General features: G+C 38.7%; 28 protein-coding genes. 2 read left to right on the forward strand and 26 right to left on the reverse strand.

Translation table 11 applies throughout. The annotated features are described in order from the left end of the window. Window positions 1-36 precede the first annotated feature (36 nt). From atpA to AC0OM3_RS19470, 14 genes are all read right to left on the reverse strand, one after another. A complete protein-coding gene (gene atpA / locus AC0OM3_RS19405) occupies window positions 37-1,545 on the reverse strand; it encodes a F0F1 ATP synthase subunit alpha (protein ID WP_000027521.1) in 1,509 nt (502 codons plus the stop codon). Window positions 1,546-1,556: 11 nt separating this feature from the next. Next, window positions 1,557-2,099, reverse strand: a complete 543-nt coding sequence (atpH, locus tag AC0OM3_RS19410; protein ID WP_000064683.1) for a F0F1 ATP synthase subunit delta — start codon at window positions 2,097-2,099, stop codon at window positions 1,557-1,559. Next, window positions 2,096-2,602, reverse strand: coding sequence for a F0F1 ATP synthase subunit B (gene atpF / locus AC0OM3_RS19415; RefSeq protein WP_001142618.1), 507 nt, complete (start codon window positions 2,600-2,602; stop codon window positions 2,096-2,098). Before atpF ends, atpH begins: the two co-directional genes overlap by 4 nt. Before the next feature lie 129 nt (window positions 2,603-2,731). Continuing rightward, window positions 2,732-2,950 carry a F0F1 ATP synthase subunit C gene (gene atpE / locus AC0OM3_RS19420; protein WP_000052064.1) on the reverse strand — a complete coding sequence of 73 codons (219 nt, stop codon included), beginning with the start codon at window positions 2,948-2,950 and terminating at the stop codon, window positions 2,732-2,734. Window positions 2,951-3,006: 56 nt separating this feature from the next. After that, window positions 3,007-3,726, reverse strand: coding sequence for a F0F1 ATP synthase subunit A (gene atpB, locus AC0OM3_RS19425; protein ID WP_000399872.1), 720 nt, complete (start codon window positions 3,724-3,726; stop codon window positions 3,007-3,009). 7 nt (window positions 3,727-3,733) lie between these two features. Further along, entirely contained in the window at window positions 3,734-4,126 is a 393-nt protein-coding gene (locus tag AC0OM3_RS19430; protein ID WP_000567600.1) for an ATP synthase subunit I, read from the reverse strand. Beyond that, a complete protein-coding gene (locus AC0OM3_RS19435; protein WP_474212738.1) occupies window positions 4,126-4,350 on the reverse strand; it encodes an AtpZ/AtpI family protein in 225 nt (74 codons plus the stop codon). Before AC0OM3_RS19435 ends, AC0OM3_RS19430 begins: the two co-directional genes overlap by 1 nt. 26 nt (window positions 4,351-4,376) lie before the next feature. Then, window positions 4,377-4,490 (reverse strand): DUF4024 domain-containing protein, encoded by a 114-nt coding sequence (locus AC0OM3_RS19440; protein ID WP_000232962.1) that lies wholly within the window; start codon window positions 4,488-4,490, stop codon window positions 4,377-4,379. Window positions 4,491-4,870: 380 nt separating this feature from the next. Continuing rightward, window positions 4,871-5,500: a uracil phosphoribosyltransferase gene (gene upp, locus AC0OM3_RS19445; protein WP_000517539.1), complete on the reverse strand. Its 630-nt coding sequence runs from the start codon at window positions 5,498-5,500 to the stop codon at window positions 4,871-4,873. Between the two features lie 272 nt (window positions 5,501-5,772). Further along, complete coding sequence (gene glyA, locus AC0OM3_RS19450; protein WP_474212741.1) at window positions 5,773-7,014, reverse strand: serine hydroxymethyltransferase; 1,242 nt, start codon at window positions 7,012-7,014, stop codon at window positions 5,773-5,775. Window positions 7,015-7,268: 254 nt separating this feature from the next. Continuing rightward, entirely contained in the window at window positions 7,269-7,841 is a 573-nt protein-coding gene (locus AC0OM3_RS19455; RefSeq protein ID WP_000136371.1) for a TIGR01440 family protein, read from the reverse strand. A gap of 66 nt (window positions 7,842-7,907) precedes the next feature. Further along, window positions 7,908-8,351, reverse strand: a complete 444-nt coding sequence (rpiB, locus tag AC0OM3_RS19460) for a ribose 5-phosphate isomerase B (RefSeq protein ID WP_000869545.1) — start codon at window positions 8,349-8,351, stop codon at window positions 7,908-7,910. Between the two features lie 96 nt (window positions 8,352-8,447). Beyond that, window positions 8,448-8,888, reverse strand: a complete 441-nt coding sequence (locus AC0OM3_RS19465) for a low molecular weight protein arginine phosphatase (protein WP_000832367.1) — start codon at window positions 8,886-8,888, stop codon at window positions 8,448-8,450. Window positions 8,889-9,130: 242 nt separating this feature from the next. Next, entirely contained in the window at window positions 9,131-9,628 is a 498-nt protein-coding gene (locus tag AC0OM3_RS19470; protein WP_000473665.1) for a PTS sugar transporter subunit IIA, read from the reverse strand. Between the two features lie 388 nt (window positions 9,629-10,016). Here AC0OM3_RS19470 and AC0OM3_RS19475 point away from each other — a divergent pair, with 388 nt between their 5' ends. Both AC0OM3_RS19475 and AC0OM3_RS19480 read left to right on the forward strand, forming a co-directional pair. Further along, window positions 10,017-10,403, forward strand: a complete 387-nt coding sequence (locus AC0OM3_RS19475; protein WP_000968614.1) for a DoxX family protein — start codon at window positions 10,017-10,019, stop codon at window positions 10,401-10,403. A gap of 159 nt (window positions 10,404-10,562) precedes the next feature. Beyond that, a complete protein-coding gene (locus AC0OM3_RS19480; RefSeq protein WP_000949038.1) occupies window positions 10,563-11,174 on the forward strand; it encodes a flavin reductase family protein in 612 nt (203 codons plus the stop codon). A 437-nt stretch (window positions 11,175-11,611) separates the two neighbouring features. On the opposite strand, the gene AC0OM3_RS19485 is transcribed toward AC0OM3_RS19480, so the two are convergent. The 12 genes from AC0OM3_RS19485 to glpX form a co-directional block, all read right to left on the reverse strand. Then, window positions 11,612-11,890, reverse strand: a complete 279-nt coding sequence (locus tag AC0OM3_RS19485) for a DUF3935 domain-containing protein (RefSeq protein WP_000197472.1) — start codon at window positions 11,888-11,890, stop codon at window positions 11,612-11,614. A 79-nt stretch (window positions 11,891-11,969) separates the two neighbouring features. Beyond that, window positions 11,970-12,101, reverse strand: coding sequence for a hypothetical protein (locus AC0OM3_RS19490; protein WP_001037634.1), 132 nt, complete (start codon window positions 12,099-12,101; stop codon window positions 11,970-11,972). A 19-nt stretch (window positions 12,102-12,120) separates the two neighbouring features. After that, a complete protein-coding gene (locus AC0OM3_RS19495; protein ID WP_000142472.1) occupies window positions 12,121-12,669 on the reverse strand; it encodes a manganese efflux pump MntP in 549 nt (182 codons plus the stop codon). 77 nt (window positions 12,670-12,746) lie between these two features. After that, window positions 12,747-13,787, reverse strand: a complete 1,041-nt coding sequence (locus AC0OM3_RS19500) for an L-threonylcarbamoyladenylate synthase (protein WP_000557350.1) — start codon at window positions 13,785-13,787, stop codon at window positions 12,747-12,749. 108 nt (window positions 13,788-13,895) lie between these two features. Beyond that, a complete protein-coding gene (locus tag AC0OM3_RS19505; protein ID WP_000758439.1) occupies window positions 13,896-14,354 on the reverse strand; it encodes a hypothetical protein in 459 nt (152 codons plus the stop codon). Window positions 14,355-14,403: 49 nt separating this feature from the next. Further along, entirely contained in the window at window positions 14,404-15,267 is an 864-nt protein-coding gene (spoIIR, locus tag AC0OM3_RS19510) for a stage II sporulation protein R (RefSeq protein ID WP_002097913.1), read from the reverse strand. A gap of 112 nt (window positions 15,268-15,379) precedes the next feature. Then, window positions 15,380-16,231: a peptide chain release factor N(5)-glutamine methyltransferase gene (gene prmC, locus AC0OM3_RS19515; RefSeq protein ID WP_474212746.1), complete on the reverse strand. Its 852-nt coding sequence runs from the start codon at window positions 16,229-16,231 to the stop codon at window positions 15,380-15,382. Beyond that, window positions 16,231-17,298 (reverse strand): peptide chain release factor 1, encoded by a 1,068-nt coding sequence (gene prfA / locus AC0OM3_RS19520; protein WP_000887064.1) that lies wholly within the window; start codon window positions 17,296-17,298, stop codon window positions 16,231-16,233. The genes prmC and prfA overlap by 1 nt, the downstream gene beginning before the upstream one ends. Window positions 17,299-17,690: 392 nt before the next feature. After that, entirely contained in the window at window positions 17,691-18,278 is a 588-nt protein-coding gene (locus tag AC0OM3_RS19525) for a thymidine kinase (RefSeq protein WP_000280859.1), read from the reverse strand. Window positions 18,279-18,386: 108 nt separating this feature from the next. Then, the gene (locus AC0OM3_RS19530) at window positions 18,387-18,632 is read right to left on the reverse strand and encodes a type B 50S ribosomal protein L31 (protein WP_000643433.1); all 246 of its coding nucleotides are present in this window, start codon (window positions 18,630-18,632) and stop codon (window positions 18,387-18,389) included. An 874-nt stretch (window positions 18,633-19,506) separates the two neighbouring features. Next, complete coding sequence (rho, locus tag AC0OM3_RS19535) at window positions 19,507-20,778, reverse strand: transcription termination factor Rho (RefSeq protein WP_001053903.1); 1,272 nt, start codon at window positions 20,776-20,778, stop codon at window positions 19,507-19,509. A 568-nt stretch (window positions 20,779-21,346) separates the two neighbouring features. Then, window positions 21,347-22,312, reverse strand: coding sequence for a class II fructose-bisphosphatase (gene glpX / locus AC0OM3_RS19540; RefSeq protein WP_000442340.1), 966 nt, complete (start codon window positions 22,310-22,312; stop codon window positions 21,347-21,349). Window positions 22,313-22,372 lie beyond the last annotated feature (60 nt).

Genomic DNA, 22,372 nt, shown 5'->3' on the forward strand with positions numbered 1-22,372 from the left:
CCGATGGGGCTGAACAGTCGGCTTCACTTTTTATTATTATTCAGAAGCTACGAATACTTTTTTAAATCCGTTAATTGCTGCTGCAAATTTGTCGTCATCCGCAAGTTTCTTAGTTGTGCGGATTTCTTCTAATAAGTCAGTCGCATTAGAATCTAACCAAGCATGGAATTCTTCTTCAAAACGAGTGATATCTACTACTGGGATATCATCTAGGAATCCACGTGTTAAAGCGTAAAGAATGATAACTTGTTTCTCTACACGTAATGGTTTGTGTAATCCTTGTTTTAATACCTCAACAGTACGAGCACCACGGTTTAATTTCGCTTGAGTTGCTTTATCAAGGTCAGAACCGAACTGAGCGAACGCTTCTAACTCACGGTAAGATGCAAGGTCAAGACGAAGTGTACCTGATACTTTACTCATCGCTTTAATCTGAGCAGATCCACCTACACGAGATACAGAAGTACCCGCATCGATCGCTGGACGTACGCCAGAGAAGAATAGATCAGATTGTAAGAAGATTTGTCCATCCGTAATAGAAATTACGTTTGTTGGGATGTATGCAGATACGTCCCCTGCTTGTGTTTCGATGAAAGGTAGTGCAGTTAAAGAACCGCCGCCTCTTGCATCACTTAATTTTGCTGCACGCTCTAATAAGCGAGAATGTAAGTAGAATACATCCCCTGGGTAAGCTTCACGACCTGGAGGACGACGTAATAGTAATGACAGCTCACGGTAAGCCGCTGCTTGTTTTGATAAGTCATCATATACTACTAATACGTGCTTACCATTGTACATGAACTCTTCACCCATTGTTACACCAGCGTAAGGAGCTAGGTATAATAATGGAGCTGGTTGAGAAGCAGATGCAGTTACAACGATTGTGTACTCTAATGCACCGTGCTTACGTAGTGTTTCTACTACGTTACGTACAGTTGATTCTTTTTGTCCAATTGCTACGTAGATACAAATCATGTCTTCATCTTTTTGGTTAATGATTGTATCAAGTGCAACTGCTGTTTTACCAGTTTGACGGTCACCGATGATTAACTCACGTTGACCACGACCAATTGGTACAAGGGCATCGATCGCTTTAATACCTGTTTGAAGTGGCTCATGAACAGATTTACGATCCATTACACCTGGTGCTGGACTTTCGATTGGACGAGTGTTTGTTGTATTGATTGGGCCTAAACCATCAACTGGTTGACCTAATGGGTTTACAACACGACCAATTAGTTCTTTTCCTACTGGTACTTGCATGATGCGACCAGTACGACGAACTTCGTCACCTTCACGGATTTCTGTGTAAGGTCCTAAAATGATAATACCTACGTTGTTTTCCTCTAAGTTTTGTGCTAGTCCCATAACGCCGTTAGAGAACTCTACAAGTTCACCAGCCATAACGTTATCAAGACCATGAGCACGCGCGATACCGTCACCAACTTGGATAACTGTACCAACATCACTAACTTCGATTTCAGACTGATAGTTCTCGATTTGTTGCTTTATCAGTGCGCTAATTTCTTCAGCTCTGATGCTCATGTGCTTCACCCCTATCTATTCTTCATTAATTCACGCTGAATACGTGCTAATTTTCCTTGTAAACTTCCGTCATAAATGCGATTTCCAATACGTACTTTAATGCCGCCTAGTAAATCTTCATCTACAACATTTTTCACGCGAATTGCATCTTTGCCCGTTCTCTTTGCAAATGCTTCAGCAATGTTAAGCTTCTCTTCTTCTGATAGAAGACGAGTAGAATATACAGTTGCATCCGCTACGTTACGTTCTTCATTAGCAAGAACAACATATTCATCTGCAATTTCAGGTAAGATATCAATGCGTTTGTTATCAATTAAAATATATAACGTATTTAAAATAGATTCAGAAACAGATCCGAATACGTTTGCAAGAAACGTTTTCTTCTGCTCTTTTGAAATGTTCGGTTGCGTTAAAAAGCTATGTAGTTCTCCGTTCTTTACATAAACGTTTTGTACAAGGCGTAATTCCTCTTCAAACATTTCTAATACGTGTTTTTCTTTAGCAATTTTAAAAAGAGCGACAGCATAACGTTTTGCTACAATCCCATTGCTCATCGCGCTTCTCCTACTTCTTTAATATAATCGCGAATTAACTTCACTTGATCTTCTTCTTTTAATTCTTTTTCAATTACTTTAGAAGCAATTTGAACAGATAAAGAAGCGACTTGTTCTTGTAAAGCAGCAATTGCTTGCTCTTTTTCGCGTTGAATTTCTTGTACAGCAGATGCTTTAATTGATTCTGCTTCTTCTTTCGCAGCAGCAACAATAACATCTTTCTGATCTACAGCTTGTTTTTTCGCTCTTTCAATTAACTCTTGTGCTTCAACACGTGATTGTTTTAACATTTCACGTTGTTCTTCTACTAACTTCTTCGCTTCAGCGTTACTTCTTTCTGCAGCGTCGATTTCATTAGTAACATGCTCTTCACGTTCTTTCATAATCCCCATTAAAGGACCCCACGCAAATTTGCGTAGCATCACTAACAGAAGTAAGAAAATGAACAATGTATAAGCAATCGTTCCAAATGGAATGGCAGCCCCTAATAATAAAGTTGGCACAAGGATTCACTCCCTTCAAAATATCTAGATTGATCATATGAAAAAAAAAGACATACGTTTCGTTCATAAAGCAATGGCGAAGAAAGTTCGGAAAAACACTCTTCGCCATCTATGTAAGGGGAGTCTCCCTTATTTGTTCATTACGATGAATGCAATAACTACACCGATGATTGGAAGTGCCTCAACTAAAGCAACCCCGATGAACATAATTGTTTGAAGTGCGCCTTTTAATTCTGGTTGACGAGCAACACCTTCGATTGTACGTGATACGATAAGACCGTTACCAATACCTGCACCTAATGCTGATAAACCAATTGCAATTGCAGCTGCGATTACACCTAAACTCATTTAATTTGTCCTCCTTTGTATTATAAAAAAATAAATTTTTTCTTACTTAAATTATATTAATGGTCATGGCTTACTTTATGAGCCATATAAACCATCGTTAACATAACGAAAATAAATGCTTGGATTGATCCAACGAATACACTGAATCCCATCCATGCTAACATTGGTACAAGCGCACCTACTGCCCCAAGGACTGATGCTCCGCCCAACTTAGCAAGTAATCCTAATAAGATCTCACCTGCATAAATGTTACCAAATAAACGAAGACCTAACGTTAATGTGTTAGCAAACTCCTCAATAACCTTTAATGGGAATAAGAATTTCATAGGTTGGAAATAACCTTTTACGTACTCTTTCGTACCCTTCATCTTAATTCCATAATAATGGGTGAGGGTAACTACCATCACGGCTAATGTTAATGTAACTGCTGGATCAGACGTTGGTGATCTCCACCATGCAATATGTTCGCCAGCTTCAGTTGCTGAATACATGAATGGTAAACCAAGGAAGTTCGATACGATGATAAACATGATAAGCGTAACGCCAAGCGTTAAGAAACGTCCACCTGTTTTCCAGTCCATCGTACTATTGATAATCCCTTTCACGAAGTCAAACACCCATTCCATGAAGTTTTGCATCCCGGTTGGGCGAAGAGCTAAGCTGCGAGTTCCGATAACAGCGATTAAGAAAACAATAACTGCTGCTACAGTAACCATCATAACTGATGACAAATCGAACGTTAAACCTAGAAATTCAACTAATTTACCGTGTTCCACTAGTAATTCACCTCTCTTCCCTGCTCTTATACTCTAAATAAAGAAAATCTATGATCATGACAAGGTATCCTGTCAGCAATCCTACACCTAGGCCCCACATCGCGATTAACTCTTGATATTTGGCTGCAAATAAAATTAATAACCCAATCGTGGCGAATCTTGAATATGTACTTACCGCTGTTGCCTTGAACTTCACGTTTTCTCCATTTGTTACGCGATCTAGCAGCTTGTCTGTTCTACGTGCAATGATGCGCAAACTAAGAAAACTGAAAATCGTACCGATAATCAGTCCAAGAAATACATCCTTGTAAGAGGTAAATCCCCATCCTAGCACTAGAAGCGCAAGCAAGTAGTACATATATTTCTTTTGTCTTTGGACAAGTCCATGTACGTCTATCATCATTGCTCTCCCGAATAGTAATGTCGAATGAGTCGAATCATTGCGTATACCCCTGTTCCTAGTCCGAGTAATAACCCTATAATAAGAAACAACGGAAACGTTCCAACCTTATTATCAATCCACTGCCCACCAAAGGTTCCAACAAGAATAGAACCGACTAACTGAGCGAGAATACCTGACATTAAAGCATAAGCTTTTATATGGCTGCGATCGTTTTTTTGCAAGGATTCATCCCTCCAATATGTAACCCTCATTCACGATGTGTTAATAATAACTCATTTTTTTGCATAAATCCTATACAAAACAAAAAGTTTACATTTTCGTCACGGAATAGATGTAATTTTGTCACTGAAAGCCCTACCATCTATCCCCGTTGTTAGCATACAATAGGGTATTAACAGTGTCAACGAGAAATCGTAAAAAATCTAAAAATTTGAGTATTAGGCATTTCCTCCCAAAAATGAAAACGTTCCCCTTCTAAATACTGGTTACATATATGCAATTTCTAACAGTTTTCTCTTTATAATAGAAGGAAATGTTCACAAGTTTGTCACTATTATATTTTCGAGATATAACGCTTTTCTTCCATAATATAGTGTTCCTCAGACGTAAGACTTCTATATTATATGTGAGGTGTATGCAACTTATGTTGTATATACGATGTATATTTATCCTCTCCCCCTCCCCTACTTGCTTACAGCAAAAAAAGACGAGCTGGGGAATCTCCCCTGCTCGTCAGTTGTCTTACTTCGTTCCGAATAAACGGTCACCAGCATCACCAAGACCTGGTACTACATATCCGTGGTCATTTAATTTCTCATCTAATGCTGCTACATAAATATCAACATCAGGATGTTCTTCTTGTACTACTTTTACCCCTTCTGGAGCTGCAACGATACACATTAATTTAATTTGTTTCGCACCGCGCTTTTTCAGAGAGTTAATTGCTTCAGCCGCAGAACCACCTGTTGCTAGCATCGGATCTAGTACGATAAAGTCACGCTCTTCTACATCCGTTGGAAGTTTCACATAGTATTCTACCGGTTGCAATGTTTTAGGGTCACGGTATAAACCAACGTGTCCTACTTTTGCTGCTGGAATTAATTTCAGAATTCCATCAACCATTCCTAAACCTGCACGTAAAATCGGAATTAAACCAAGTTTTTTACCAGCGATCACTTTTGTTGTCGCTTTGCTTACAGGTGTTTCAATTTCAATGTCCTTAAGTGGAAGGTCGCGAGTAATTTCGAAAGCCATTAAGCTTGCTACTTCGTCCACTAATTCACGAAAATCTTTCGTACCTGTATTCTTATCGCGAATATATGTAATCTTATGTTGAATTAACGGGTGATCAAATACATACAGTTTTCCCATGTGAATCTCTCCTTTAGATGATATTCATGCGTTTGCACGCTTTTTTACACTATTTACGATTGTAAAGAAAACGCTACTAATATTCAAGGGCAAATTTGGCAAAATCATGATTTTACGATGAATCTATCTAGTATCTTTACCAATTATGGGAGCTGTATCCTTCATTATATCGCCAAAATTTATTCATCATTTGTATACATACTTTAAAAATAATATATGTCCACAAAAAAGACCGCCAAAACAATTAAGTCTCGGCAGTCTTCTTCAATCTATTATAGATTTGGATACATTGGGAATTTGCTAGTTAACGCTTCTACACGCTTACGTACTTCTTCTAATGCAGCTTCATTGTCATGATTTTTTAATGTATAGGCAATAAGTGACGCAATTTCATCCATTTCTTCTAAACCGAAACCACGAGATGTTACAGCTGCTGTACCGATACGTACACCACTTGTTACAAATGGGCTTGCTGTTTCAAATGGAATTGTATTTTTGTTCACTGTAATACCAACTTCATCTAATACGTGCTCTGCTACTTTACCTGTGATTTCTAAGTTACGAACATCAATCAAGATTAAGTGATTGTCTGTTCCGCCAGAAACAAGTGTAAGTCCTTCTTTTTGGAGACCTTCAGCTAAGCGGTTCGCATTGTTAATGATATTTTGTGCATATGTTTTGAAATCATCTTGAAGTGCCTCACCAAATGCAACAGCTTTCGCAGCGATTACGTGCATAAGTGGACCACCTTGAATACCAGGGAAGATTGATTTATCAATTTGTTTTGCAAATTGCTCTTCACATAAAATCATACCACCACGCGGGCCACGTAACGTTTTATGTGTTGTCGTTGTAACGAAATGTGAATGTGGTACTGGATTTGGATGTAAACCAGCAGCTACTAAACCAGCGATATGTGCCATATCAACCATTAAATAAGCGCCCACTTCATCTGCAATCTCACGGAATCGCTTGAAATCGATAACACGAGGGTATGCACTTGCACCTGCAACGATTAATTTTGGTTTATGTTCTTTCGCTTTTGCTAATACATCATCGTAATTAATACGGTGAGAGTCAGCATCCACGCCATATTCTACGAAATTATATTGTACTCCACTGAAGTTAACAGGGCTTCCGTGTGTTAAGTGACCACCATGAGATAAATTCATACCAAGTACTGTATCGCCTTGCTCTAAAATCGTGAAGTATACTGCCATGTTCGCTTGTGCACCAGAGTGTGGTTGAACATTGACGTGCTCTGCGCCGAAAATTTCTTTCACACGATCACGTGCGATATCTTCTACTACGTCTACGTGTTCACAGCCACCATAGTAACGTTTTCCAGGATATCCTTCAGCATACTTATTCGTTAAAACAGAACCTTGTGCCTCCATTACTGCTTCACTTACGAAGTTTTCCGAAGCAATTAACTCAATCTTTGAACGCTGTCTTCCTAGTTCTGCCTCAATTGCAGCAAATACCTTTTCATCTTGACGTTTTAAATGATCCACCAAAATCCCCCTTTTCTGAACGAATTACATCGATTCCCAATAGTTTTTTCTCATTTATTCAGAAAAAACGAAAATTCAGGTTGTAATTCTTTCGAACCTTCATGTTTTCAACTACATTCTAACATGACTTTCTATATCATAAAAGAAAAAAAAAGACCGAAAATCGGTCTTTTCTTTCTTCTATTATAAAGTCAGACAACATACCTTTTATCTTATGATAAACAGTTACTATATGACTTCCTAATTTCTCATATTTAACGGCAAGTGGTAGTCTCTTCCGCTGCCGCATAGACAGCACGTGCCCCACCAATTAGTTTTCCACGTGTTTTGGCCATCGTTACATGCGCACTTCCAATTTCCTTCACACTTGTACGAACCGGAACAGCTACATGCTTTAAATGCATACCGATAAATGTATCACCAATATCCATTCCTGCATCAGCTTTAATAAACTCAACTACTACCGGATCTTTCAAATTGTGATACGCGTATGTCCCCAATGCACCACCTGCTGATCTAACAGGCGTAACTGTTACAATTTCAAATTGATATTTTATCGCTACTTCTCTCTCAACTACTAAAGCACGGTTTAAATGCTCACAACATTGAAACGCTAATTCAATACCTGTTTGCTCTTGAAATTGTTTTAACTCAGAGAAAATCGCCTCTGCTACTTCCATCGTTCCTGATGTTCCAATTCTTTCGCCTAGCACTTCGCTCGTGCTACAACCCACTACAAAAATTTGACCGCTTTGTAATGAAGCTTGTTCTTGGAAATCAGAAAGCAACATTTGTAGCTGTTCTCTTACCTTTACGATTTCTGTCATTACGCCTCTTCCTTTCACAGGTTGGTTCACCAAATTATATTGCACACTACTGATAGTTAGAATCTATTACTTTGTTTCGTATGTTTTAATTTTTCCTACGCGGTTTTCGTGACGACCACCTTCATAGTCAGTTGTTAACCAGATTTTCGCAATATCACGCGCTAGACCAGCACCAATTACACGCTCGCCCATTGCTAGCATGTTAGTGTCATTATGCTCTCTCGTTGCTTTCGCGCTGAAAGTATCATGAACTAACGCACAACGGATACCATTCACTTTGTTTGCTGCGATTGACATACCAATGCCTGTCCCACAAACTAAAATACCACGATCTACTTGACCATTCGCTACCATTTCAGCTGCTGGAAACGCAAAGTCAGGGTAATCAACAGAACCAGCTTCACATTCGCAACCTAAATCAATATATTCAATATTTAACTCTTCTAATAAACTTACAAGTTCTTTGCGGATATTCATACCGCCGTGATCAGATGCTATTACTACTTTCATTTTTACCCCTCCAAAGTTTCAATCCATTATCTTCATTTCTCACTCGATCCTTTAATGGGACGAAGTGATCTCCAATATCGTATTATACACGAAACATCAACCTTCTGAATGGTTTTTCAGTAAAGTTTGTACAAGTTTTTCCATCTCTTCTAACGTTTCTTTATAAATAGAAAGTGATCCGCCAAATGGATCTGAAATATCCTTACTTATTCCCTCAGCTACTCCATATAATGTATCTACTTTCTCTTCGACACTCGGATAATGCCCAAGGACAATTTGCTTATGGTTTTCCGTCATTGTTACTACAATATCTGCCCAACCAATCAAAGTTTCGTTTACCTGCTGCGCGGCATGATCGATTGCAATTCCCTTTTCAGCTAAAGCTTCCTTCGCATGTACCGATGCATCGCTCCCAGGATAGGCGAAAACACCAGCAGATTGCACTTCAAACTTATCTCCTCCGTGATGACGAAGCAACGCCTCAGCCATTGGACTACGACATGTATTGCCAGTACAAACAAATAACACTCGTTTCATTCAAACCCACCCCTATATTCCATTTCTTATCACTCATCATAACTTACATTAGAATAGAACAAAAGAAATGTGAATATACAAAAGGCGCATTTCTCTTATATTTTTTCTAAGAAAAATGCGCCTTATCCACATATATGTGAAGCCCTATTTCCAAGTGCCTAGAGTATTTTAACATACCTGCTGAACATACAACAAAAATAAGGAATCCATTTCATACAAAACGGATTCCTCTTATATAGCAATTATTTCATTGTAACTTTCATTACTTCTGTTGAACCTTTTGTAGCTGCTACGCCTACAGTTGTCTTAATAGACTCAGCTGCATCTGTGTTTGTAATAACAATTGGAGTAATTGTGCTTTTCGCTTTTTCACGGATTAATTCTAGGTCGAATGAGATTAATTTATCTCCAGCTTTTACAGCTTGGCCTTCAGAAACGTGAGCTTCGAAACCTTCGCCTTCCATTTTTACAGTTTCTAATCCAACGTGGATTAAAATTTCTGTACCGTTTTTCGCTTTAATTCCGATAGCATGTTTTGTGTGGAATAATTGTACGATTTCACCATCAACTGGAGATACAACTACACCTTCAGTAGGATCGATTGCAACACCGTCACCCATCATACGACCAGCAAATACTGGATCTGGTACTTCTTCAATATTTTTCACTGCTCCAGTTAATGGAGCTACGATTGTTTCTTCATTTGTTTTTGAACCAAGACCGAATAATTTTTTAAACATAGGATAGTCCTCCTTATAATTTACCTAAAAGTTTATAGGGCAATCCCTAGTAAAGCTCGGGATACATGTAAGACTTCATACTTCGAATATTATACTGTAAAAACGCTTTCGAAATAAATTACGTCATTACTAATAGACTCTTATTGTAGCGCTTCACAAAATTCCAGTCAATTCTGATTGTCTGAATAACAATTAGAAGTTAACTTCTATTTATATTTTCTCTTTTTTTGCCCAACTTGTCTAGAGGTCTTTACTACATTTTATTTTTTGTTGTTAATTTGTAAAATTTAATTCAAACTTTTTTCAAAACCCACTTGACTAAAGTAAGTAACTATTTTATTATTACTTACGTAAGGTAAGTTAATAACTTTTTAGGAGGTTTTGAAAAATGATGGATTTCGGTCTACTTATTATTCGTCTTATTATAGGAATTACATTCATGGGTCATGGTGCTCAAAAATTATTTGGTTGGTTCGGCGGTTACGGTTTAAAAGGAACAGGTGGCTGGATGGAGTCAATCGGTTTACGCCCTGGTGTATTTATGGCATTTATGGCTGGCGCAACTGAATTACTAGGTGGTTTCTTATTCGCATCAGGTATTTTCATTGTAGTTGGTTCATTATTTATCGGCGGAACAATGTTAATGGCTATCTTCACTGTTCACGGAAAAAATGGTTACTGGGTAACACAAAACGGATATGAATATAACTTAATGTTAATCGCTGTCGCTGTTGGTGTAGCTTTAATCGGACCTGGGGCATACGTTTTACTTTAATTTTTATCTCAAATTTGAGATTCTTGAAAAAAGAACTTACTTCATTACAATTGAAGTAAGTTCTTTTTATGAAACAAAATATTATTTCCAGCAGGATTTTCTCATCGTTATCTTGTAAACAAACAATAAGTATTCATATTTAGAAAGGGGATTACAAGCATGTTATCCATTAATCCAGATGAACAAACTGAAAAAGATAATTACAAATTACTTACTGGAAGTATCATCCCTCGTCCTGTAGCATTCGTTACTTCTGTAACAAAAGACGGTGTATTAAACGGAGCGCCATATAGTTATTTCAATATTGTCGCTGCTAATCCACCACTTATCTCAGTATCTGTACAACGAAAAGCTGGAGAAAGAAAGGACACTTCCCGAAACGCAATTGAAAAAGGAGAATTTGTTGTACATATTTCTGACGAATCATATGTAGCAGCAATTAATGAAACAGCAGCTAACCTCCCGCCAAATGAAAGTGAAATTGAACTAGCAAAACTAACACCAATCAAAAGTGAAGTCATCTCTGTTCCAGGTGTAAAAGAAGCAAATATTCGAATGGAATGCGTATTAGAACGTGCAATTCCACTTGGCGGAACGGAAGACTCACCAGCTTGTGATCTACTAATTGGACGCGTCGTTCGTTTCCACATTGCCGAACATCTATATGAAAAAGGGCGCATTCACGCCGAAGGACTCAAACCAATAAGCCGCTTAGCAGGACACAACTATGCAAAATTAGGAGAACAATTTGAATTGGTTAGGCCAGTTTAAAAGTGGAAGTGGCCTGTTTAGCTCTGACCAGCTAAGGTTCTCTCGCACAAAAGGTGCTTTTTACCTTGAGTAGCAGAGGTTCTTAGATGCGAAGAGCTGGCCACTGGAACTGGATAATATCTAAAAGCGGCAGCGGCTCGCTCAGAATGGGAGGAGGATGGAGCTTCTGACGTAGAGGCGCTTTTTGCCTCGCAGGAAGACGCGAAGCTACCGACCATTCTAGCCGCTGAAGCTGGATAATATCTAAAAGCGGCAGCGGCTCGCTCAGAATGGGAGGGGAATGGAGCTTCTGACGTAGAGGCGCTTTTTGCCTCGCAGGAAGACGCGAAGCCACCGACCATTCTAGCCGCTGAAGCTGGATATATTTAAAAGCAAGGCGGCTAGATTCCTCCCATCACTCAAATATAAAATCCCCTGCTTTTTAGCAGGGGATTTTATCATTGTAATTCTTCCTTCTTTTCCTCTAAAGTAGGCATTTTCTCTTTTTTCGGCTTCCCTAGCTTAATTACGAAGAAGTATAGGGAAAGCAATGTAATAAGAAAAACAATTAAAAACGGGTACGGAGAGTAAAAAGCACGCGCCGCCTCAGTCTTTCCCGCAACAAATTTCAATGACTCAATATCTAAAAACTCAGCAAACATTTGTACACCGAGCATACTAAACCAAAAAACAAAAAAACTAATAATAATACCAAAAACTTGCTTCAATCTCGTCATTCATCTCATCCTTTCTATATCTGTAATTTTTAGCGCAATAAATATAGTACAAACAAAATATTCACAGAAAGGAACTATCTCACCATTCACGAATTAACTTAATCCAACCTAGCATCGAAATTTGCAAAATAATACCCCAAATTATAAGTCTTCTTAGCCATCGAGGAAAGAAGGTTAAAAATTTAACATACCATTCCAATAACTTGTTCATAATTCCCTCCTACATAAAATTATATAGGAAAAAGGATATATAATCCAAACCCAATCAAAATAATACCACCTACTATCTCACCATATGTACCGAGCATATCTTTCGCATGTCTCCCAATTAATAAACCAATCCACGCTAATAACATGCTAACAAATCCAAAAAGTAAAATCGTAATAATTGTTTGTGCCCCATAAATACCAAGACTAAGTCCTACTGAGAAGCTATCTATACTGACGCCAAATGCAAATACGAATAAACCAATTCCAATAGGGGCTGTTCTAGTCTCTTCATTTTGTAAAATGGTCGAATATACGATATAAAACCCTAGTCCAATTAATAAAATAGCACCCGCAAAATGTGCGATATCTCCATACTTCTCTGATAAAAAATGACCTAGTACCATTCCTATAAACGGCATAATAATATGAAATATCCCTATCGTCATACCAATATACAGGATTTGTCTTAACTTTAGGGGCATCATCCCCATACCAAGACTCACCGAGAACGCATCCATCCCTAAGGCGAACGCCATAATTATTAAAGGTATTAGCTGTTCAAACGTCATTCATGCCCCTCCTTGGACGTGCTACTTCACAATATGCTTATCCAAGGAGAAATATTCTGTTTGCTAATCTTACCTTATCATTCAATAATAATATGATGTCCTGCCGCTTTTGTTAAACGATTCATAATTGCATTCCCTATTCCTTCATTAGGAAATGACTCACTAAAAATAACATCCACTTCACTTGCATCAAATGTTCTAAGTACATCATATAATTTAGTCGCAACAATAGCTAAGTCACTTCTAACACCACAAGATAATATAACATCTGCACTATATACATGCTGATACTCTTCTGTCGTTAATACGCCTACTTTAAATCCTTCTTCCTTTTTCTCATCCACAAGATGCTGAATAAACTCACGTGAGCCCTCAACAATACTAAGTGGTGCTTTCGGTGCATAATGTGTGTATTTCATTCCAGGTGATTTCGGTTTTTCCTTCTCATCCTTTAAAGCTGGATCTAAAGAAACCGTACCTATCACCGCTTCTAATTGTTCTTTCGTAATCCCACCTGGACGTAATATTGTTGGAACCGCGCTTGTACAATCAATTACAGTTGATTCAACGCCTACTCCAGTTGCACCACCATCAACAATACCTGCAATCTTCCCATTCAAATCTTCATATACGTGAGAAGCTAATGTTGGACTTGGACGCCCTGAACGATTCGCACTTGGTGCCGCAACAGGTACATTCGCCTCTTCAATAAGAGCAAGTGCAATTGGATGATCAGGCATTCTTACTCCAACCGTATTAAGTCCTGCCGTCACCTTCTCTGAAATCCCTTCTTTTCTCGGCAAAATAATTGTTAATGGTCCTGGCCAAAAATGCGCCATTAACTTCTCTGCAACTGGTGGAATTTCTTTCACAATCCCATCTAACTGAGATTTTGTACCTATATGGACAATGAGTGGATTATCACTCGGTCTTCCTTTCGCTTCGAAAATTTTCGCGATTGCTTCATCATCCATCGCATTTGCACCTAACCCATATACTGTTTCCGTAGGGAAAGCCACCGCCTCATTTTCTCTTAATAATTTTGCTGCTTCTTGTAACTGTGGATAATATTTTTTTCTTTCCACAACATTATCCACAACCCACATATTTGTATGCATTTTTTTCCACGTCCTTTTCTACCCTTAAATACTTGTCTATTTTTAGTTTACTATGAGATTTATCCAAAAGACAAACAAGGTTTATCCACAAAATGTGGATAAACCTAATTAATCCGTGGATAACTTTGTGTATAGCTGACAATTTAGTATTATTGCATTCTGCTCTTTTATATTTTTACAAAAATGTTCTAGCTGTTGAATTCCCTCTGAAACCTCATCCTTTTCTATAGTAAAAAAGTCAAAGAACTGAAAGATCGGTACAGATTGTGGATGATTTGTTAGTAAGTACAATTGTTGAACACTTTTTTCTTTCATATACTGCAAAAACATTTCAAAAAAATATAAGAAAGTCTGTTTATCCACATGAGGTGTGAATAAACAAGAACGAATAAGCACATCTTCCCCACTTTGTTCATAACCAATTACAGCTCGTATTTCTTCCGCCTCTTCCAAAATCATAAATTGTGCGTACAACTCATTTATTTTATCATCTTTTTTATTAGCTTGTCCGAAAAAAGAATGTAATCTTTCCACATCTGCTTTCGTAGCAAAATACACTTTCTTCATAATAAATCCCTCCTCATTTTTATATATGAAGAGGGATTTATTAATAGTACTATTTAGAGAATAAAGATGTAAAAGCTTCTACAATAAACAATTTAACTTCTGGCTTTTCTTCTTCCTCTTCTACTTTTACATACTCATTTTGCTTTTCTTGTTTTTTCTCCACAGGTTTCTCCACTTTTTCCACAGTTTTCATTTCTTCTTTACTTACAGGCTGCTCTTCGACTTTTGTTTCATTTTTTACTACTTTCTTTTCAGAAGCTGTTACTTTTTTTACTACTTCCTGCTTTACAGCTTTCGTTTCTTTTACCTTATCTACTTTCTTCTCTTCTTTATCTATTACTTCCTCATCTAGTTGTTTCACCTGCTCCTCTTCAGGAGATTCCGCCTTCACAACGTGCTCTTCTTTTCTTACAGCTGTCCCGCTCGAAAAATCTAAGAAACACATTGGTGGAAATAATACACACCACCAGTTCGCCCCTTCACCTTCTCCAATTGTGATTAATACTGCTTCATATTCTCCTGCTGGATAAATAAAATTCCCGTATACCTTTGTAGGAAACTTTACATTCTTACTAAATTTCACTTGAAATGAATCTTTACTTCCTTCTCTTTTTAACGTATTTTCCACCGTTTTCTCGATTTCTGGAATATGACTTTGAATTACTTTGCGTGCCTCTTCAAATGAAGTTAAATCCGCTACCCACCCATCAATTTGTGCTTTTACTTCATCACGCACTTTACGTTTCAATGCCTGGTCTTTATCTGAATCACTATTTGCTAAAATTCGTAATCGAACGGCCTCTTTCGGAATAACTGAAGGCCCTTTCGCATCAGCTTTCATATATCCAAACTGCACAAGTAACTGTGCACCAATTAATAGTATAAGAAGATAAGCAATAACTTGTTTTTTCATTTCCTCCACCGTCCCTTCTACAAACAGTGTGGACAGACTTTCATCTTTCTAAACTATTAAATTCAAAATCTATATGAATTTTTCCACAAAAAAATAGAGTAAGGTGTGAACCTTACTCCATCTCTGCAAATACCATACGATCTTTTCCGTTAATATCGAAAACAACCTCAACATGAGCATGTGGAAAAGCTTGTTGTAACAATCTTTTTACATCCTCACCTTGTCCTACTCCAATTTCAAACGCCACAATCGCTTTCTTCTGCAACACATTCGGCAATTCTTCCATAAAACGGCGATAGAAATCTAATCCGTCTTCACCACCAACAAGTGCTCTCTTCGGCTCATGCTCTTTCACAACAGGAGAAAGACCACGCCAATCCTCTTCCGGTATATATGGAGGATTTGAAACAACAACATCTAGCTTTTGACCCGTTTTATGAAATGGTGACAATAAATCACCGTGATAGAACGTTACTTCTGCACCTAAAGCTTTTGCATTTTCTTTTGCAACTTCAATCGACTCTTGTGCAATATCTACTGTATAAACATGAAGATTTTCATTTTCTAAAGCAAGCGTAATAGAAATCGCTCCACTACCTGTACCTATATCTGCTACATGTAGTTTCTCATCACCAAAATGGTGCTCGATTCTTTCTAATACTCCCACTATAAGCTCTTCTGTTTCCGGTCTTGGTATTAATACTTCTTCATTCACAAAGAAAGACCGTCCATAAAACATTTCATAACCAATCATATATTGAATAGGAATACCTTCTACATGCTTGTGGATAAACTCCGTAAAGCTTTTCTCTTGATCCTCAGTTATTTCTTCACGCATATTCATAAGTAATCCTGTTCTGTTCACCTTTAATACATGACAAAGGACAATTTCTCCCGCATTTTCATCTCGTCCATTTTCCTGTAAAAAAGAAGAAGCCCATTTCAGGGCTTCATAGACACGCATTACTCAGCTGCCTCCATCTTTTGAGCCTGATCTTCCATCACTAAGGCATTGATGAAATCATCTAACTTACCTTGTAAGATTTGATCTAGCTTTTGAATCGTTAAACCGATTCGATGGTCTGTAACACGGTTTTGCGGGAAGTTATACGTACGAATACGCTCTGAACGATCTCCCGTACCAACAGCTTGTTTACGGTTTTGATCATACTCAGCTTGCGCTTCTTGTCTAAACTTATCATAAACACGTGCGCGTAATACTTTCATCGCTTTTTCTTTATTCTTGATCTGTGATTTCTCATCCTGACAAGATACAACTACACCAGTCGGTAAATGCGTTAAACGCACCGCTGACATCGTTGTATTAACGCTCTGTCCACCAGGTCCACTAGAAGCGAATGTATCAACACGAACATCTTTCTCATGAATATCAATTTCTACTTCTTCTGCCTCTGGTAATACAGCTACAGTTGCTGTAGATGTATGAATACGTCCACCAGATTCCGTTTCAGGAACACGTTGTACACGGTGAGCACCATTCTCGAATTTCAGCTTCGCGAAAGCACCTTTACCATTAATCATAAAGATAATCTCTTTATATCCACCTAACTCTGTATAGCTAGCCTCAATAATCTCCGTTTTCCAGCCCTGTACCTCAGCGTAACGGCTATACATACGGTATAAGTCACCAGCAAATAAAGCTGCCTCGTCTCCACCAGCAGCTCCACGAACCTCAACGATAACGTTCTTATCATCATTAGGGTCTTTTGGAACAAGTAAAATTTTCAGACGCTCTGATAATGTTTTATCTTGTGATTCTAACTCAGAAACTTCTTCTTTTACCATTTCACGCATTTCTGCGTCTAACTTATCTTCTAACATTGCTTTCGCATCTTTTAATTGCTCACGAACATCCTTATACTCACGATACACCTCTACCGTTTCCTGTATATCAGACTGTTCCTTTGAATATTCACGAAGCTTATTTGAATCACTAATAATCGCTGGATCACTTAACAATTCATTTAACTTCTCATAACGGTTTTCTACAGCTTGCAAACGATCTAACACATCATTCACCTCTACATCCTAGTATCTAATACAAATAGTATATGGTACTTACTCAAAAAAACGCAAATTATATTTAAAAGCGCAAGCGGCTCGCTCAGAATCGCAGGCCACTTTCAACTCTCGACCTTGAAGCGCTTTTTGCTTCGAGCGAGAGAGCGAAATGGCCGGAGATTCTAGCCGCTGGAGCTAGATAATATATTTAAAAGTGGCGGTGGCTCTTTCAGCTCTGACCAACTAAGGTTCTTTCGACCTAAAGGTGCTTTTTACCTTTCGGGCGGAAGGTTCTTAGATGCGAAGAGCTAGCCACCGGAACTAGATATATTTAAAAGCGTAAGCGGCTCACACCGCTCATTCTCTCTATTTTGAAAAAAACCCGCCTTGCGCAGCGAGTTTTACTTATCTTTGTTTGCAGGTACTGCATGACAATGACGACAACGTGGTTCATACGATTCTGAAGCTCCAACTAAAATAATTGGATCATCAAATGCCGCTGGTTCTCCATCAATTAATCGTTGTGTACGACTTGCTGGAGATCCACATACAGAACATACTGCTTGTAGTTTTGTCACATGTTCAGCAATCGCCATCAGCTGAGGAACTTGTCCAAATGGTAGACCACGGAAATCTTGGTCTAAACCAGCTACAATGACACGATAGCCACGATTTGCCAATACTTGCACCACTTCCACAATGTCCCCATCAAAAAATTGCACCTCATCGATTGCAATAACATCCAGCTCTTCTGTAATATGTTCAAATATATCCTTTGAAGCTGAAACAGGAACTGCTTTTACCTTTAATCCGTTATGTGATACAACATCTTCTTCACTATATCGATTATCAATACATGGTTTAAATACAATTGCATGTTGTTTTGCAAATTGCGTACGGCGCACACGGCGGATTAGCTCTTCTGACTTGCCAGAAAACATACTACCGCAAATCACTTCAATCCAGCCATTTTGATTTATTAAGTACATGAAGCTCTCCTTTCATCTACTTTTCAGTTAAAAGTAGGGTAAAGGTATAATATTTTCGCAAAAAAAACAGACAAGCGAATACATACACTTGCCTGTTTTATGTTTTTATTACTTAAGACCGTATTTCTTATTGAAGCGGTCAACGCGTCCGTCTGCAGTAGCAAACTTCTGACGTCCAGTGTAGAATGGGTGAGAATCAGAACTGATCTCAACTTTTAGTAATGGATAAGTGTTACCATCTTCCCACTCAACAGTTTCGTTAGATCCTTTAGTAGATCCGCTTAAGAATTTGAAGCCTGTGTTTGTGTCCATGAATACAACTTTCTTGTAATCTGGGTGAATTCCTGCTTTCATTCTTTTCATCTCCTTCCGCCCTGAATCATTTTCGAAACAGAGTTTTTCATCTTCAGCTGCATACACAACTATATTGATGAAACACATATGATGAAATTATAACAAGGCTAACTTCATTTTGCAACTACCTGTTTTTGTCTTTTTAATTTTAAAAGCGCAAGCGGCTCGTTCAGAATGGGAGGGGGATGGAGCTTCTGACGTAGAGGCGCTTTTTGCCTCGTAGGAAGACGCGAAGCCACCGACCATTCTAGCCGCTGGAGCTGGATATTAAATTGAAAGTGGAGGTGGCTCGCTCAGCTCTGACCAGCTAAGGTTCTTTCGCCCTAAAGGTGCTTTTTACCTTTCGGGCGGAAGGTTCTTAGATGCGAAGAGCTAGCCACCGGAACTGGATATTATCTTAAAGTGGAGACGGCTCGTTCAGAATCGCAGGGCACTTTAAACTCTCGACCTTGAAGCGCTCTTCGCTTCGAGCGAGAGAGTGAAATGACCGGAGATTCTAGCCGCTGGAGCTGGATATTAAATTGAAAGTGGAGACGGCTTGTTCAGCTCTGACTGGCTAAGGTTCTCTCCCATAAAAGGTGCTTTTTACCTTTAATGCGGGAGGTTCTTAGACACGAAGAGCTAGCCGTCGGAACTGGATACATTTTAAAAGCAGAAGCGGCTCGTTCAGAATCGCAGGGCACTTTAAACTCTCGACCTTGAAGCGCTCTTTGCTTCATGCAAGAGAGCGAAATGACTAAAAATTTTAACTGCTGAAGCGGCTCATCCAGCTCTGACTAACTCAAGTTCTTCCACTTATTTCCCTCTTTAATATCACCTAAACAGCATAAAAAACTCGCTTACTATAAAATAAGCGAGTCCTGATTTTTTCCCTTTACTTAGTTGTTACATACCTTTTCGAGTCTGCAACAATGTTTTGTAAAAACTCTTCATTTGTCTTCGTTTGACGAAGCTTACGTAAGAAACTTTCAACGAAGTCTGGTGTATCACGCATTGTTTTACGAATGCCCCATAACTTGTCTAAATGTTCTTTTGGAATTAATAGATCTTCTTTACGTGTACCAGAACGACGAATATCGATCGCCGGGAAGATACGACGTTCAGCTAATGAACGATCTAAGTGAAGTTCCATATTTCCAGTTCCTTTAAATTCCTCGTAAATAACATCGTCCATACGGGATCCTGTATCAACAAGGGCTGTTGCTAAAATTGTTAAGCTACCGCCTTCTTCAATATTACGCGCAGCTCCAAAGAAACGCTTCGGTCTATGGAAGGCAGCTGGATCGATACCGCCTGATAATGTTCTACCACTTGGTGGAATAACGAGGTTGTAAGCTCGAGCTAAACGGGTAATACTATCCATTAAAATGATAACATCTTTCTTGTGCTCTACAAGACGCATCGCACGTTCTAACACAAGCTCAGCTACTTTAATATGATTTTCTGGTACTTCATCAAAAGTAGAACTTACAACATCCCCTTTAACAGAACGTTCAATGTCTGTTACTTCCTCTGGACGCTCATCAATTAAAAGTACAATTAATTCTGCTTCCGGATGATTTGTTGTAACACTGTGCGCGATTTCTTTTAATAGACTTGTTTTACCAGCCTTTGGAGGCGCAACAATTAAACCACGTTGTCCAAATCCAACTGGTGCGATTAAATCCATGATGCGTGTCGGTAACTTTTTCGGTTCCGTTTCCAATTTCATTTGGCGATCTGGGTATAATGGTGTTAATGCAGGGAAATGCACACGCTCTTTTGCTGAATCTGGATCATCTCCATTTACAGCTTCAACTTGTAATAACCCAAAATAGCGTTCATTTTCTTTCGGAGGTCGTACTTTACCAGAAACCTTGTCTCCATTACGTAAATCGAAACGACGAATTTGCGAAGCTGAGATATAAATATCTTCTGAGCTTGGAGAATAGTTGATAGGACGTAGGAATCCAAATCCTTCTGATTGAATAATTTCTAATACACCTTCCATGAAAAAGAAACCTTCTTTTTCTGCTCGAGCTTTCAAAATAGAAAAAATTAACTCTTTTTTCGTTAACTTGCTATAATACGAAATCTTAAATTCTTTCGCAAGCTCGTATAACTCTTTTAATTTCATGTTTTCTAATGCTGCAATTGACAAATTCATTCAGACACCACACTTTAACATTATTCTCTTTTTTCATGGGTAAAGGGAAAAAATACGGAAGGCAAATAATTAATAATGAAAGGCAATAAGTTCAAGTAGGGTAATATTCACTATTGTAACCCTTTTATCTAGTTTTAATCAATACGTTGGAACACAAATACAAGAAGCGAAGACAAGAAAATTTGTCTTCGCTTCTTATTTAATTTAGTTCCAGCTTCAACAGCTAGAATGGTCGGTGGCTTCGCGTCTTCCTACGAGGCAAAAAGCGCCTCTACGTCAGAAGCTCCATCCCCCTCCCATTCTGAACGAGCTGCTTACGCTTTTTATTTAATCCAGCTCCGGTGGCTAGAAGGGTCAGTCATTTCACCCCTTCCTGCGAGGCACAAAACGCCTCTTCGTCAGGAGTTCCAATGCCTTCCCCTTCTGAGCAAGCCACCTCCGCTTTTTACTTAAATCCAGTTCCAGCGGCTAGAATCTCCGGTCATTTCACTCTCTCACTCGAAGCAAAGAGCGCTTCAAGGTCGAGAGTTCCAATGTCCTGCGATTCTGAGCGAGCCGCTTCCACCTTTTACTTAATAACCAAGTTCGGTTTTTTATTTAAGCTATGACGGCCATCTACGAAGCGAACTGTGCCTGATTTTGCGCGCATAACAAGGGATTGCGTTGTGCCTACGCTACCTTTAAATTGAACACCGCGTAATAGTTCTCCATCTGTTACGCCTGTTGCTGCAAAGATTGCATCGTCACCTTTTACTAAGTCCTCCATACGAAGGATACGATTAATGTCTTCTATGCCCATTTTTTTACAACGTGCTAATTCAGCTTCGTTTTGTGGCAATAGTTTTCCGTGAATTTCTCCACCTAAACATTTTAAAGCAACTGCTGCTAATACACCTTCAGGTGCTCCACCAGATCCAAATAAAATATCTACACCTGTACGATCAAATGCTGTATTAATTGCTCCAGCTACATCTCCATCATTAATTAATTTAATGCGAGCACCAGCTTTACGAATTTCTTCGATAATTTCTTGATGACGTGGACGATTTAAAACTGTCGCTACAACATCTTCAATATCTTTATTTTTTGCTTTCGCAACTGCACGTAAGTTATCAATAATAGGCGCATCAATGTCGACCGCCCCGACTGCTTCTGGGCCAACCGCGATTTTATCCATGTACATGTCAGGGGCATGTAACAAATTACCGTGGTCTGCAATTGCAATAACAGCAAGAGCATTCCAGCCACCAGCTGCTACGATGTTTGTCCCTTCTAAAGGATCAACCGCAACGTCTACACGTGGTCCATATCCTGTACCTAATTTCTCTCCGATATATAGCATTGGTGCTTCATCCATCTCACCTTCACCAATTACAACTGTACCTTTCATCGGAATTGTATCAAATACATCACGCATAGCTGATGTTGCTGCACCATCTGCTTCATCCTTTTTCCCGCGCCCCATCCAACGCGCTGATGATAAAGCTGCAGCCTCTGTTACACGTACTAACTCCATAGATAAACTTCTTTCCACGATAATCCCTCTCCTTTAAGCCTTTATATTTCTGCCGTATTTTGTGAACCATGTTTTTCT

This window comes from Bacillus sp. FAU20 (assembly GCF_056033865.1).

Excerpts from the sequence above, each read along its gene's own strand:
- AC0OM3_RS19465 (WP_000832367.1), bottom strand. The coding sequence starts at position 8,888 with ATGAAACGAGTGTTATTTGTTTGTACTGGCAATACATGTCGTAGTCCA.
- AC0OM3_RS19480 (WP_000949038.1), top strand. The coding sequence starts at position 10,563 with ATGTTATCCATTAATCCAGATGAACAAACTGAAAAAGATAATTACAAA.
- AC0OM3_RS19490 (WP_001037634.1), bottom strand. The coding sequence starts at position 12,101 with ATGAACAAGTTATTGGAATGGTATGTTAAATTTTTAACCTTCTTTCCT.
- spoIIR (WP_002097913.1), bottom strand. The coding sequence starts at position 15,267 with ATGAAAAAACAAGTTATTGCTTATCTTCTTATACTATTAATTGGTGCA.
- upp (WP_000517539.1), bottom strand. The coding sequence starts at position 5,500 with ATGGGAAAACTGTATGTATTTGATCACCCGTTAATTCAACATAAGATT.
- AC0OM3_RS19505 (WP_000758439.1), bottom strand. The coding sequence starts at position 14,354 with ATGAAGAAAGTGTATTTTGCTACGAAAGCAGATGTGGAAAGATTACAT.
- prmC (WP_474212746.1), bottom strand. The coding sequence starts at position 16,231 with ATGCGTGTCTATGAAGCCCTGAAATGGGCTTCTTCTTTTTTACAGGAA.
- AC0OM3_RS19440 (WP_000232962.1), bottom strand. The coding sequence starts at position 4,490 with ATGGTAGGGCTTTCAGTGACAAAATTACATCTATTCCGTGACGAAAAT.
- AC0OM3_RS19485 (WP_000197472.1), bottom strand. The coding sequence starts at position 11,890 with ATGACGAGATTGAAGCAAGTTTTTGGTATTATTATTAGTTTTTTTGTT.
- AC0OM3_RS19455 (WP_000136371.1), bottom strand. The coding sequence starts at position 7,841 with ATGACAGAAATCGTAAAGGTAAGAGAACAGCTACAAATGTTGCTTTCT.
- AC0OM3_RS19525 (WP_000280859.1), bottom strand. The coding sequence starts at position 18,278 with ATGTACTTAATAAATCAAAATGGCTGGATTGAAGTGATTTGCGGTAGT.
- atpE (WP_000052064.1), bottom strand. The coding sequence starts at position 2,950 with ATGAGTTTAGGTGTAATCGCAGCTGCAATTGCAATTGGTTTATCAGCA.
- rpiB (WP_000869545.1), bottom strand. The coding sequence starts at position 8,351 with ATGAAAGTAGTAATAGCATCTGATCACGGCGGTATGAATATCCGCAAA.
- AC0OM3_RS19500 (WP_000557350.1), bottom strand. The coding sequence starts at position 13,787 with ATGCATACAAATATGTGGGTTGTGGATAATGTTGTGGAAAGAAAAAAA.
- AC0OM3_RS19495 (WP_000142472.1), bottom strand. The coding sequence starts at position 12,669 with ATGACGTTTGAACAGCTAATACCTTTAATAATTATGGCGTTCGCCTTA.
- AC0OM3_RS19475 (WP_000968614.1), top strand. The coding sequence starts at position 10,017 with ATGATGGATTTCGGTCTACTTATTATTCGTCTTATTATAGGAATTACA.
- atpA (WP_000027521.1), bottom strand. The coding sequence starts at position 1,545 with ATGAGCATCAGAGCTGAAGAAATTAGCGCACTGATAAAGCAACAAATC.
- AC0OM3_RS19530 (WP_000643433.1), bottom strand. The coding sequence starts at position 18,632 with ATGAAAGCAGGAATTCACCCAGATTACAAGAAAGTTGTATTCATGGAC.
- AC0OM3_RS19470 (WP_000473665.1), bottom strand. The coding sequence starts at position 9,628 with ATGTTTAAAAAATTATTCGGTCTTGGTTCAAAAACAAATGAAGAAACA.
- atpH (WP_000064683.1), bottom strand. The coding sequence starts at position 2,099 with ATGAGCAATGGGATTGTAGCAAAACGTTATGCTGTCGCTCTTTTTAAA.
- AC0OM3_RS19430 (WP_000567600.1), bottom strand. The coding sequence starts at position 4,126 with ATGATAGACGTACATGGACTTGTCCAAAGACAAAAGAAATATATGTAC.
- rho (WP_001053903.1), bottom strand. The coding sequence starts at position 20,778 with ATGAATTTGTCAATTGCAGCATTAGAAAACATGAAATTAAAAGAGTTA.